The following is a 13,618-nucleotide window of genomic DNA, read 5'->3' as shown; positions in this document are numbered from 1 at the left end:
GAGCCTTGAGGGCAGGGCGCGTTGCCGTGCGAGGTCTCTCCCGTCACCCGCACCTCCCCCCACGCAGGAGGAAATATGGCCCGCAGAGCTCCCGCCCTCGCGCTCGCCCTTGTGGCAGGCGCGGCCGCCCTCGTCGCGCCAGGAAGCCCCGCCCAGGCGGCGCCCCCCGGCGAGAAGGACGTCACCGCCGTCCTGTTCGAGTGGCGCTTCGACTCGGTGGCCAAGGCTTGTACCGACAGCCTCGGCCCCGCCGGATTCGGCTACGTTCAGGTGTCCCCGCCCCAGGAGCACATCCAGGGCGGTCAGTGGTGGACCTCGTACCAGCCCGTCAGCTACAAGATCGCCGGCCGGCTCGGCGACCGCGCCGCCTTCCAGTCCATGGTCAGTACCTGCCACGGCGCGGGTGTGAAGGTCGTCGCCGACGCCGTCATCAACCACATGTCGGCCGGATCGGGCACCGGCACCGGCGGCACCTCGTACACCAAGTACGAGTACCCCGGCATCTATTCGGGCGCCGACATGGACGACTGCCGCTCGCAGATCAACAACTACGGTGACCGCGGCAACGTGCAGAACTGCGAACTCGTCGGACTCGCCGACCTCGACACCGGTGAGGACTACGTACGCGGGCGGATCGCCACGTACCTGAATGACCTGCTGTCGCTCGGTGTGGACGGCTTCCGGATCGACGCCGCCAAGCACATGCCGGCCGCCGACCTCGCCAACATCAAGTCCAGGCTGAGCAGTCCGGGCGTGTACTGGAAGCAGGAGGCCATCTACGGCGGTGGCGAGGCCGTGTCGCCGGCCGAGTACCTGGGCACCGGAGACGTACAGGAATTCCGTTACGGCCGAGGCCTCAAGCAGGTCTTCCTGGGCGAGAACCTGGCCTATCTGAAGAACTTCGGCGAGGGCTGGGGCTTCATAGAGAGCGGCAGGTCCGCCGTCTTCGTGGACAACCACGACACCGAGCGCGGCGGCGACACCCTCAACTACAAGAACGGCGCGGCCTACACGCTGGCCAACGTCTTCATGCTGGCCTACCCGTACGGCTCGCCCGACGTGCACTCCGGCTACGAGTTCAGCGACCACGACGCCGGACCGCCCAACGGCGGCACCGTGAACGCCTGTTACACGGGCGGCTGGAAGTGCCAGCACGACTGGCGCGAGATCTCCTCCATGGTCGGCTTCCGCAACGCGGCACGCGGCCAGGCGGTCACCGACTGGTGGGACAACGGCGGCGACCAGATCGCCTTCGGCCGCGGCTCCAAGGCGTACGTCGCCATCAACTACACGGGCTCCTCGCTCAGCCGCACCTTCCAGACGTCGCTGCCCGCCGGTGGATACTGCGACGTCCAGAGCGGCAACGGTGTCACCGTGAACGGCTCGGGCCAGTTCACTGCGACGCTCGGCGCCAACACGGCGGTCGCCCTGCACGCCGGGGCCCGCAGCTGCGGCGGCGGCAACCCGCAGCCCGGCCAGTCCGCGGTGACGTTCGGCGTCAACGCGACCACCCAGCCCGGCCAGAACATCTACGTCACCGGTGACCGCGCCGAACTCGGCAACTGGAACACCGGGGCCGCGCTCAAGCTCGACCCGGCCGCCTACCCGGTGTGGAAGCTGGCCGTGCCGCTGCCCGCCGGTACGTCCTTCGCCTACAAGTACGTCCGCAAGGACGCGGCCGGGAACGCGACCTGGGAGAGCGGCGCCAACCGCACGGCGACCGTGCCCAGCACCACCTCGGGCGGGCTGACGCTGAACGACACCTGGCGCAACTGACCCTTCCCCGACCCGTCCCTGACGGTATTCCGGCACTCCGGCACCCCCCGCACCATCCGGCCGCCCCGGCGACGCGCATCCGACCTCCCCCCGCGCGTCGCCGGGCCGGCCCTCTTCCCGTACTCCGAGGAGACCCTCCCGTGAAACGCCCGCCCCTGCCCGCGCTCCCGCGCAGAACGGCCGTCGCCGTCGTGGCCGCCGCCCTGTGCGCGGCCCTGGTGCCCGCGCTGCCGGCCGTCGCCGCCCGCGCCCCGGCCCCGCCGTCGGACGCCCGGCTCGCCGACGAACCCGCCCGTCACGAACTGACGCGGGAACAGTTCTACTTCGTGCTGCCCGACCGCTTCGCCAACGGCGACCGGTCCAACGACCGGGGAGGACTGACCGGTTCACGTAGCCAGACCGGTCACGACCCCGCCGACAAGGGCTTCTACCAGGGCGGCGACCTCAAGGGGATCACCGATCGGCTGGACTACATCAAGGGGCTCGGCACCACCGCCATCTGGATGGCGCCGATCTTCAAGAACAAGCCGGTGCAGGGCACGGGCGACGACATGTCGGCCGGCTACCACGGCTACTGGATCACCGACTTCACCCAGGTCGACCCCCACTTCGGCACCAACGCCGAGCTGGAGAAGCTGATCGACAAGGCCCACGACAAGGGCATGAAGGTCTTCTTCGACGTCATCACCAACCACACGGCCGACACCGTCGACTACGCGGAGAAGAAGTACGGCTACCGCCCCAAGGGCGCCTATCCGTACCTCGACAAGGACGGCCGGCCCTTCGACGACCGCGAGGGCATCGGCAGGGTCGACACGGACGCGTTCCCGTACACACCCGCCCCCAAGGCGGGCGAGAAGAAGGTCCCGTCCTGGCTCAACGACCCGACGATGTACCACAACCGGGGCGACTCCACCTTCGCCGGGGAGAGCTCCGAGTACGGCGACTTCTCCGGGCTCGACGACCTGTGGACGGAGCGGCCCGAGGTCGTCGACGGGATGGCGGAGATCTATCAGAAGTGGGTCCGTGACTTCGACATCGACGGCTTCCGCATCGACACCGTCAAACACGTCGACCTGGACTTCTGGACCCAGTGGGCCACCGCGCTCGACGCCTACGCCGCGAAGCGCGGCCGCGACGACTTCTTCATGTTCGGCGAGGTCTACTCCGCCGACACGGCCGTCACCTCCCCGTACGTGACGCGCGGGCGGCTCGACTCCACCCTCGACTTCCCCTTCCAGGACGCGGTGCGCGCCTACGCCTCGCAGGGCGCGTCCGCCGAGCGGCCGGCGAAGGTCTTCGGCGAGGACTACCGCTACACCACCGACAAGGCCAACGCCTACGAGCAGGTGACGTTCCTCGGCAACCACGACATGGGCCGGATCGGCACCTTCCTCAAGCAGGACAACCCGGACGCCGGCGACACCGAACTGCTCAAGCGGGCCCGTCTCGCCAACGAGCTGATGTTCTTCTCGCGCGGCAACCCGGTGATCTACTACGGCGACGAGCAGGGCTTCACCGGCCCCGGCGGTGACAAGGACGCCCGCCAGAGCCTCTTCGCCTCCAAGACCCCCGACTACCTGGACGACGACCAGCTCGGCACCGACCGGACGCACGCCTCCGACGCGTACGACCCCACACACCCGCTCTACCGGTCCGTCGCGGAACTGTCGAAGCTCACCAAGCGGCACCACGCCCTGCGCGACGGCGTACAGACACAGCGGTACGCGGCGGACTCGGTGTACGCGTTCTCCCGCACCGACGCGCGCGAGCGGGTCGAGTACGTCGTCGCCGTGAACAACGCCACGACCCCGAAGACCGTGCGGGTGCCGACCGGATCGGCGCGCACCGACTTCCGTCCCCTGTACGGCACTTCGGGCACCATACGCAGCGGCGCCGACGCGAAGATCGAGGTCACCGTCCCGGCGCTGTCGGCGGTCGTCCTGCGCGCCGCCGAACCGCTCGCGACGCCCGCCGCCAAGCCCTCGATCACCCTCGAAGCCCCGGCCGCCGGGGCCACCGGCACCGTCGAGATCGGCGCGGACGTCGACGGCGGGCAGCTCAACCGCGTCGTCTTCGCCGCCCAGGTCGGCAACGGCAAGTGGCGCACCCTCGGCAGCGCCGACCACGCCCCGTACAAGGTCACCCAGCATCTGAACGACAAGGTGGCCGCCGGAACACCCCTGCGCTACAAGGCGGTTGTCGTCGACAGCCGGGGCCGTACCGCCTCGGACCTCGCCTCCTCGACCGCGGGGCAGGCACCCGCACCCCAGCCGCCCACGGCCGTCGAGCGCGAGCACGCGATCGTGCACTACAAGCGCCCCGACGGGAAGTACGACGGCTGGCAGCTCAAGTCCGGTGACAAGGCCGCCGAGTTCACCGGTCGCGACGCGTACGGCGCGTTCGCGTGGGTCGATGTCACCGAGGGCGCGACCACCGTCCCGTACAACGTCGTCAAGGACGGCACACCGGACGGACCCGAGCGCACCGTCGACCTCGCGAAGACCGGCGAGGTCTGGATCGAGCAGGGCGCGGACGGCCAGAGCGAGCAGACCCCCGACGGCGCCTACCCGCCGCAGGACAAGACCAAGGCCGTGCTGCACTACCAGCGGGCCGACGGGAAGTACGACGGCTGGGGTCTGCACACCTGGACCGGCGCCAAGGACCCGACCGACTGGGCGAAGCCGCTGACACCGGTGAAGGAGGACGCGTACGGCGTGACGTACGAGGTGCCGCTCGCCGAGGGCGCCACGTCACTCAGCTACATCCTGCACAAGGGCGACGAGAAGGACCTGCCGTCCGACCAGTCGCTCGACCTCGCGACGTACGGCAACGAGGTCTGGCTGCTCGGCGGCCGGCCGAAGTATCTGCTGCCGACGGCCGGCGCCGTACCCACGCCGGATCTCGGCAAGGCCGAGGCGCAGTGGATCGACCGCGACACCGTCGTCTGGAAGGTGAAGGCCACCGAGGCCACCAGCCAGCAGCTCGTGTATGCGCCCGACGGCGGCATCACCGTCGAGAACGGGGCGCTGTCGGACGAGGGGCGGTGGCTGCGGCTCGCACCGGGCACGCTGACCGACGCGCAGAAGGCCAAGTACCCGCATCTGAAGGACTTTCCGGCGTTCACGGTCGACCCGCGCGACCGGGACAGGGTGAAGGAGTCCCTGCGCGGCCAGCTCATCGCGACGCAGCGGGCCGCGAACGGGGCGCTGCTCGACGCGACCGGCGTACAGGTCCCCGGCGTGCTCGACGACCTCTACAGCGCCGACGCGACACGCGCCTCGCTCGGCCCCGTCTTCCGCAAGGGAACTCCCACGCTGTCGGTGTGGGCGCCCACGGCCCGGCGGGTCGCGCTCGAACTCGACGGGAAGAGCGTGCCGATGCGGCGCGACGACCGCAGCGGCGTCTGGTCCGTCGAGGGAAGCCGGAACTGGACGGGCAAGCCGTACAGGTACGTGGTCGACGTCTGGGCGCCGAGCACCGGGAAGATGGTCATCAACAAGGTCACCGACCCGTACTCGACCGCTCTGACCACCGACTCCGCGCGCAGTCTCGCCGTCGACCTCACCGACCCGAAGCTCGCGCCCAAGGGCTGGTCGGCGCTGAAGAAGCCGGCGGCCGTCCCGATGCGCGACGCGCAGATCCAGGAGCTGCACGTCCGCGACTTCTCGATCGCCGACCGCACCTCCGGCCACCCCGGCCGCTATCTGGCCTTCACCGACACCGGATCGAAGGGCATGAAGCACCTGGCCGAGCTGGCCGACGCGGGGACCAGTTACGTCCATCTGCTGCCCGCCTTCGACATCGGCACCATCCCCGAGAAGAAGTCCGACCAGCAGGAACCGGCCTGCGACCTGTCCGTGTACGCCCCCGACTCCGACGAGCAGCAGGCGTGCGTCGCCAAGGCGGCGGCGAAGGACGGCTTCAACTGGGGCTACGACCCGCTGCACTACACGGTGCCCGAGGGCTCCTACGCCAGTGACCCCGAAGGCACCGAGCGCACGGTGGAGTTCCGGCGGATGGTGCAGGGCATCAACGCCACCGGACTGCGGACCGTGATGGACGTCGTCTACAACCACACCGTGGCAAGCGGGCAGGACCCGAAGTCCGTACTGGACCGGATCGTGCCCGGCTACTACCAGCGGCTGCTCGACGACGGCACGGTGGCGACGTCCACCTGCTGCGCCAACACCGCGCCCGAGAACGCCATGATGGGCAAGATCGTGGTGGACTCGATGGTCACCTGGGCCAAGGAGTACAAGGTCGACGGCTTCCGCTTCGACCTGATGGGCCATCACCCCAAGGCCAACATCATCGCCGTCCGCAAGGCGCTGGACGAGCTGACCGTCGCCAGGGACGGGGTCGACGGGAAGTCGATCGTCCTCTACGGAGAGGGCTGGGACTTCGGCGAGATCGCCGGTGACGCGCGCTTCGTCCAGGCCACACAGAAGAACATGGCGGGCACCGGGATCGCGACCTTCTCAGACCGGGCGCGCGACGCGGTGCGCGGCGGCGGTCCCTTCGACGAGGACCCGGGCGTCCAGGGATTCGCCTCCGGACTGTTCACCGACCCCAACACCTCGGAGGCGAACGGGACTCCGGCCGAGCAGCGGGCGAGGCTGCTGCACTACCAGGACCTGATCAAGGTCGGTCTCAGCGGCAATCTCGCCGACTACTCCTTCACCGACAGCGCGGGCCGCACCGTCAAGGGCTCCGACGTCGACTACAACGGAGCACCCGCCGGATACGCCGCCGCGCCCGGCGACGCACTCGCCTACGCGGACGCGCACGACAACGAGAGCCTCTACGACGCCCTGGCGTTCAAGCTGCCGCGCGCCACACCGGCCGCCGACCGGGCCAGGGCGCAGGTGCTCGCCATGGCGACGGCGACGCTCACCCAGGGGCCGTCGCTGTCCCAGGCGGGGACGGACCTGCTCCGTTCCAAGTCGCTGGACCGCAACTCCTACGACAGCGGCGACTGGTTCAACGCGATCAACTGGGACTGCCGGGACGGCAACGGCTTCGGGCGGGGACTGCCGCCGGCCGCCGACAACGAGGACAAGTGGCCCTACGCCAAGCCCTTGTTGGGGACCAAGGGCATCGCGCCCGGCTGCCCGGAGATCTCCGGCGCCTCGGCCGCGTACCAGGACCTGCTGAGGATCCGTACCACGGAGGCGGATTTCCGCCTCTCCTCCACCGGCGCCGTCCAGTCGGCGCTCTCCTTCCCGCTCTCCGGACCCGACGAGACGCCGGGAGTCATCACGATGCGCCTCGGTGAGCTGGTGGTGGTCTTCAACGCCGGCCCGGACAGCTCGGAGCAGCGGGTCCCGGCGCTGGCGGACCGGGCGTACGGACTGCACCCGGTGCAGGCGGCCGGCTCGGACGCGACGGTCAAGAAGGCCTCGTACGAGGTCAGTTCGGGCACCTTCACGGTGCCCGCGCGGACGGTGGCGGTCTTCCGGGCGGGCGCGTGAGCGAAGGGACACGAGAGGGGCCACGAGAGGTCCCACGGGTGGGCAGGGCCGGTGACGGACCCGACCACCTGACAGAACAAGTCCGATTCTGACCGGTTCTCACCACGGGTGGCAGTCAAGGTCCCCAACTGGGCCAGACTGTCCCCGTGGTGGGACACCTTCCCGAAGAGACGACCAGTTTCGTAGGACGCGCGGCCGAGCTGGTCACCGTCGAACACGCCCTGCGGACACACCGATTGACCACCCTCACCGGCCCCGGTGGCGTCGGCAAGAGCAGACTGGCGCTCCGGGCGGCGGACAGAGCCGCCGAGCGGTTCCCCGACGGTGTCCGGTGGGCCGACCTGTCACCGCTCACCGACGACCGGCTGCTCCTCGTGACCGTCTCCGACGCGGTCGGACTCTCCGACCACACCCTGCGGATGCCCGTCGAAGCGCTCTGCGAATGGCTCGCCGACCGCCGGACACTGCTCGTACTCGACTGCTGCGAACGGCTGGTGAACCCCTGCGCCCAGCTCGTCGCCGACCTGCTCACCGCCGCGCCCGGCCTCACCGTCCTCGCCACCAGCCGGCAACCGCTCGGCACCCTCGACGAGGAGCGCGTCGAGGTGTCACCCCTGCCGCTGGACGGCGACGACGAGAAGGGCCTGGCGCTCGCCCTGTTCCGCGAGCGTGCCGCGACGGCGGCGCCCGGTGTCTCCCTCGATGATCCGGCAGCCGTGGTGGCGGCACAGGAGATCTGCCGCCGCCTCGAAGGCATCCCGCTCGCCCTCGAACTCGCCTGCGCGCGCCTCGGCGAGAACAGCCTCGAGGAGATCGCCGAGCGGCTCACCTCCCGCCTCGACCTCCTGACCGACGGGACGGCCTGGCCCCGGCGCCACCGCGCGCTGCGCACCGCCATCGGCTGGAGCCATGAACTCTGCGCCCCGCTGGAGCGGCTGCTGTGGGCCAGGCTCGCCGTGTTCGGCGGCGACATCGAGGAGGCCGACGCGCGCGCCGTCTGCTCCGGCGGCCCGCTCTCCGCCGACGACGTCACCCGCGCCCTCGCCGGTCTCGCCGACCGCTCCGTGATCCGCCGCGACGGCGCCCGCTACCGGATGCTCGACACACTGCGCGAGTACGGCGCCCTGTGGCTGGCCGAACTCGGCGAGGAACGCGCGCTCGCCGACCGTCACGCCACGTACTTCGCCGCGCTCGTCCGCGAGGCGCACGCCGGATGGCTCGGCCACGACCAGGTCGCCTGGTACGGGAGAATCGCCGACAGCCACTCCGAACTGTGCGCCGCCCTCGACCACTTCCTCGCCACCGACCCTGCGGCGGCCCAGGAGATGGCGGGCCGGGTCGGCTTCTTCTGGACCTGCTGCGGCCACCTCCACGAGGCCAGGATCTACCTGGAGCGCACCCTCGCCGCCCACCACACGCCCGGCCCGGACCGCACACGCACCATGTGGGCGCTGGGACTGACCGTCATGCTCCAGGGCGACCACGAGAGCGCACACCGGCTCGGCGAACGGTGCGTCAGGGCCGCCTGGCGCGACAAGGACCCCGAGTCCACGCTCTCGGCGGCGTACCTCCTCGGCCTCACCTCGCTCATGACGGGCCGCACGCAGGCGGGCCACACCGTGGCCGACCGCGCGCTGCGCGCCGTCGGCGGCGACGGCTTCTCCTACCCCTCCGAACTGCGCTGCCGCCTCGTCCGCGTCTTCGCCCTCACCGGCCTCGGCCGGCTCGGCGAGGCCGGTGAGGAAGCCGCCGCCCTCCGCGAGGAGTGCGCGGCACGCGGCGAATGCTGGACCCGCTCGTACGCCGACTACCAGCTCTCCCTGGTCCACCTCCTGAGCGGCCGCCCGCACGAGGCGGAGACCCACGCCCGCTCGATGCTCGCCGGCAAACACCAGCTGCGCGACAGCTTCGGCATCGCCCTCGGCCTCGATCTGCTGGCGGCGGCGGTCGCCGCCCAGGGCGACGGCGAACGGGCCGCCCGTGTCTACGGCACCGGCCAGGCCTACTGGGACATGGTCGGCCACCCTCAGCGCGGCACCCCGGAACTTGCCGCGGTCCGCGCGGAGTGCGAACGCCGGGCCCGCGAGGCGGCGGGCGACCGGGGATACGAGGACGGATTCCGCCGGGGTCTGTCCGAGAACAGCGCCCACGGTCTGGCGCGGGCGCTGCGCGGACCGCTGCCCTGACCGGCGCGACCTCGCCGCCGCACCGCCAACGCTCGATTCATGCACGGTCGTTGCCGGAACTTGTTGCGGTCCTCGGCGGAGCGTGAACCCCGCCGGACGGGTAACCCGATAGGTATGACGTCCACCGACGTGAAACCAGAACCCGAACAGAGCCAGGGCGGGGCCCCGGCCTCGCGTGTGTCGCGAGCACCCTGGTGGATCAAACTGCCCGTCGGACTCGTGGTGATCGTCCTGCTGCTCGGGATCGGCAGCAGGCTCGATCTCGTGCCCGGCTTCGACGACGTCTTCGGCGAGAAGACGAAGGATCGCACCGGGCCGACGCTTCTCAAGTCCATTCAGGACCTCAGCCGCTACCAGGCGGCGTCCGGGAACTTCCAGGTGGTGGTGGATCTGGAGAAGGACGCCAAGTTCCTCCCCGACACCATCAAGGGAAGCCGCACGCTCTACGTGGGCGCGGGCAGCGTGGGCTCGTACGTGGACCTCGGCGGGATCGGGGACGAGAACGTACAGGTCAACAAGGAGCGCACCACGGCGACGCTGCGGCTGCCGCACGCCCGGCTCGGCAAGGCGACGCTGGACGCCGACCGGTCGTACGCCGTCTCCAAACAGCGCGGACTGCTCGACCGGCTCGGTGACTTCTTCTCCGACAACCCGGCCGACGAGCGCGCCGTCAACAAACTCGCCGCCAAGCACATCCAGGACGCCGCGAAGGACAGCGGGCTGACCGAGCGCGCGGAGAAGAACACCACCAGCATGCTGCAAGGGCTGCTCACCTCCCTCGGCTTCAAGGAAGTGACGGTGGTCTACGGGGAAGCGGGCTGACCGCCGCTGCCGTCGGCGAGGTGTCTACGCGGTGCGCGGTGTCGGCAGGGGCGTCGGCACCGATACCCGCACGTGTACCGGCAGCGCCGCCGCCAGAGCCGTCAGACGGGTCAGCAGATCGCCGAACGGTCCGCCCGGCGGCTCGTCGGCGAGCACCGGCAGCAGGATCCGCGCCATCTCGTCGTCGTACGCCGCGCTCACCGCGGCCAGCGCGGCGAAATCGTGCACCAGCTGCAACTCCAGCTCTCCGCGCGGAATCCGGCGGCCGTCCAGCCACAGCAGCGCCGTCGACTCCGCGAGGGACACCCAGGAGCGCACGACCAGTTCCAGCCGGGGCGGCGGTGACTGGACGGAGAGGTGGGACAGGATCTGCTCGTACGCGGCCTGCCGCACCTCGTCGATCATCGCGTTGGCCGTCGACGAACCCACGGCGGGACCGCCCCGCATCAGCGCGAAGAAGCCGGGGCCGTGCTCGTCGACGAAGTCGAAGAAGCGCGTCATGACCCGGAGCAGCCGGGCGCCGAGCGGCCCTTCGCGCGGTTCCACGAAGCGCTCGGCCAGTTCGTCGGCGGCCCGCCGCAACGCGGCCTCGTACAGCGACTGCTTGCCCGGGAAGTAGTGGTAGACCAGCGGCCTGGAGATGCCGGCGGCCGCCGCGATCTCGTCGATGGAGACGTGATCGGGCGAGCGGTGGCTGAACAGTTCCAGCGCGACACCGATCAGTTGCTGGCGTCGCTCTTCGACGCCCATTCTGCGTCGGACCCCGGTCGTCATATGAACAGCCTAACCGTCGGTGGTCGAACCCTGTCGGTTACGCTCGCCGACCATGAGCGCATCTGACCAGGAAGAGGTCACCGAAACGCCCGAATCGCGGCCGGAGTCGAAGCGGGAGCCGAAGCCGGAACCGGAGGCGGGGTCCGGGGCCGAGGGGACGACGGGAGCCGGGGAGCCGAAGAGGACGGACGCGTCGGCGGGGGACCCGGACACCGGGCCGGAGATCGACCAGGAGAGCGGGCCGGACACCGGTGTCGGCGATCCCGGGGACGCCGGTGTTGGCACGCCGGCGGACGCCGACCACGACGACACCGCCCTCACCCCTCGCCAGGCCCGACGTATCCGTGTCACCGTCGCCTCGGTCCTTCTGGTCGCCATGGCCGCGCTGTTGGCCGTACGGCTCGCCAACCGCAGCTCCGTCCTCGTCGTCGGCGTCTACGGGCTCGCGATGATCCTCTGCGGCGTCGTCATCGAACTCAGCAGGCACGGCCGCACCCGCCTCGCCACCTGGGTCCTCGGTGTCGGCCTCGCCGCGACGCTGGCCACCGACTGGCTGCTCCTGCCCTGAGCCGAACGGCCGCGCCGCCCCGGCCGGGGCGGCGCCACCGGCCGTCACCGCAGCGCGCCCACCCGCGTGCCGTCGGCCAGCCGCCCGTCGAGCTCCGCCCGGTCACCGGGCTTCGCGGGCACCGCGAGGAGCCGCCCCCGCGCGTCGCCCGTGACACCGCCCGTCGTACGGACGGAGCGGAACTCGCCGCCGCCGGCCGCCAGTACGTACCACCGGCCGGCCCGCGACTTCCACAGCACACCCGCCAGCACCCGCGGCTCGCGCGCCCCGCACGCCGCCGTGTCCTGCGCCCGCGCCGCGATCGCGCCCGGCTGCGGAGCCCCGGCCTTCGCCGACGGCGCCTGGAACTGCGCCAGCACCCTGCTGTCCGTACCGCGCCAGGTGTCGGCGCGGGTGCACACCCAGCGCGCGCCGCCGTTGGACTCGGGCAGGGGCTGACTCGCGTACTGCCAGGAGTTCACCGTCCGCACACCGTGCGAACGCATCGCCGGCAGCAGACACGCCGTCCGCGCCCACGCGGCGCGCGCCGCGTCGCCCGACACGTCGGCGGGCGCCGTCGGCGGGCCGGACGTCAGCCGGGCGGGCGTCAGTTCGCCGAGGTCGGTCAGCAGCCGTACGGCGCCCGCGCCGCCGGCCGTTGCCTTCTCCGCCACCTCCAGCACGTCCCACGCCCCGCACTCCCGCTTCGCGCCCGGCGTCGGCAGCGGGTCCGTCACGCCGTCCGCGCCGCGCCGCAGGGGAGCCGCTTCGCCGGCCGGGTCGAGCAGATCGCGTACGGACGTCGCCGTCACCCAGGGCGCCGTCAGATAGCGCACGTTGCCGTCCGTACGCCCGGCGACCAGCGCGTACGTGGCCGGGGCCGCGCCCGGCGCCGTGTCGGCCGCCGCCCCGTCGACGCGGGCGAAGTCCAGCGCCACCGGGCCCGTGCCGGTGCGGGGTTCCGCGTACCGGGCGATCCGCAGCCCGTCGTACAGCAGCACCACCCGCGCCCGGTCCACCTCACCCGCGTACAGCAACTGCGCCGGTCCCATCGGCGGCCCCACCGGCGTGGCCGGCGTCGACGAGACCCGCACCGAGGCGCCCGGTCTCGCCCAGACCGCCAGCGCCCGGCGCAGCAGCGGCCGGTCGGCGGCCAGCGCGCCGCGCGTGGGCCACACGGAGAAGTCGGTACGGGCAGACGCCCGCCAGGCGTTCGCCGGAACGCGCAGCACCTTCGCCGGGTCCAGGGCGGCCTCCGCCGCCGAGTTGCGCGCGTACGAGGGGGCGGCGGCGCCGTTCGCGCCCCAGCCGCCGCCGGGCAGAGCGAGCAGCGTGCCGCAGACGGCGACGGCGGCGACGCCCGCGACCGCGGCGCGCACGTGCTGGCGCCGCCGCAGCAGATCGGTGGGGCGGGCCTGGAGCGAACAGGGGTCGTACTCGGGGGACTCCAGCAGCGCTACACCCTCCGTACCGATGCCGTCCGCCTCCACGAGCGCGGCGTGCGGGTCCTCGACACCGGCGGCGGCGAGCAGTCGGCGCACGTCCGTGTCGGGCAGCCCTTCCAGCCCCCTCAGTACGAAGGCGGCCCTGGCGCCGCCGGAGAGAGTCGACAGACGCCGGTCGAGGGCGAGCTCGTCGGCCCCGCCCGAGCGCGGGAACAGCCGCAGGCCCCACACGTGCGGCAGCAGCGGCGGCAGTTGGGCGCGCCGGGGCCACGCCGCGCGGCGCAGCGTGCGCCCTGCGTCGAGCGCCTGCCGCAGCACCCGGCCTCGTACGTAGTCGTATCCGCTCTCGGTGGTCGCCGCCGTGCGGCCGCGCGGCAGGGAGCGCTGGACGAGGGCGTGCGCGGTCAGCACGCGGCGGTTGCGCCCGAGGGACGGAGGCAGCACGAGATAGGCGAGCCGCGCCAGCCGCTGATAGTGCTCGACGAGGGCGGCCTCGGCCTGCTCGACGTCGATGGGGGCGGCGGCGGGAGGAACCGGGGCGGCGGGGGCGGCCGTGGCGGTGTCGGGTGGGGGCACGTCCAGCAGAACGATCCA

At 71.7% G+C, this 13,618-nt stretch carries 7 protein-coding genes; 5 read left to right on the top strand and 2 right to left on the bottom strand.

Translation table 11 applies throughout. The annotated features are described in order from the left end of the window. Positions 1–75: 75 nt before the first annotated feature. The 4 genes from ACFWHU_RS07015 to ACFWHU_RS07000 all read left to right on the top strand — a co-directional run bounded on the left by ACFWHU_RS07015 (position 76) and on the right by ACFWHU_RS07000 (position 10,258). Positions 76–1,776 carry a carbohydrate-binding module family 20 domain-containing protein gene (locus ACFWHU_RS07015; RefSeq protein WP_387224207.1) on the top strand — a complete coding sequence of 567 codons (1,701 nt, stop codon included), beginning with the start codon at positions 76–78 and terminating at the stop codon, positions 1,774–1,776. 191 nt (positions 1,777–1,967) lie between these two features. Beyond that, the gene (pulA, locus tag ACFWHU_RS07010; protein WP_387224466.1) at positions 1,968–7,250 is read left to right on the top strand and encodes a pullulanase-type alpha-1,6-glucosidase; all 5,283 of its coding nucleotides are present in this window, start codon (positions 1,968–1,970) and stop codon (positions 7,248–7,250) included. A gap of 146 nt (positions 7,251–7,396) precedes the next feature. After that, positions 7,397–9,436, top strand: coding sequence for an ATP-binding protein (locus tag ACFWHU_RS07005; protein ID WP_387224206.1), 2,040 nt, complete (start codon positions 7,397–7,399; stop codon positions 9,434–9,436). A gap of 114 nt (positions 9,437–9,550) precedes the next feature. Further along, entirely contained in the window at positions 9,551–10,258 is a 708-nt protein-coding gene (locus ACFWHU_RS07000) for a DUF4230 domain-containing protein (protein ID WP_387224205.1), read from the top strand. Positions 10,259–10,282: 24 nt separating this feature from the next. On the opposite strand, the gene ACFWHU_RS06995 is transcribed toward ACFWHU_RS07000, so the two are convergent. After that, positions 10,283–11,032: a TetR/AcrR family transcriptional regulator gene (locus ACFWHU_RS06995; RefSeq protein WP_387224204.1), complete on the bottom strand. Its 750-nt coding sequence runs from the start codon at positions 11,030–11,032 to the stop codon at positions 10,283–10,285. Between the two features lie 52 nt (positions 11,033–11,084). Here ACFWHU_RS06995 and ACFWHU_RS06990 point away from each other — a divergent pair, with 52 nt between their 5' ends. Next, complete coding sequence (locus ACFWHU_RS06990) at positions 11,085–11,600, top strand: hypothetical protein (RefSeq protein ID WP_387224203.1); 516 nt, start codon at positions 11,085–11,087, stop codon at positions 11,598–11,600. Between the two features lie 44 nt (positions 11,601–11,644). On the opposite strand, the gene ACFWHU_RS06985 is transcribed toward ACFWHU_RS06990, so the two are convergent. Further along, complete coding sequence (locus ACFWHU_RS06985; protein ID WP_387224202.1) at positions 11,645–13,600, bottom strand: hypothetical protein; 1,956 nt, start codon at positions 13,598–13,600, stop codon at positions 11,645–11,647. Positions 13,601–13,618: the final 18 nt, after the last annotated feature.

Origin of the sequence: Streptomyces sp. NPDC060366, assembly GCF_042725135.1 — a bacterium.
Classification (GTDB): domain Bacteria; phylum Actinomycetota; class Actinomycetes; order Streptomycetales; family Streptomycetaceae; genus Streptomyces.
This window is presented reverse-complemented; position numbering and strand designations above follow the sequence as displayed.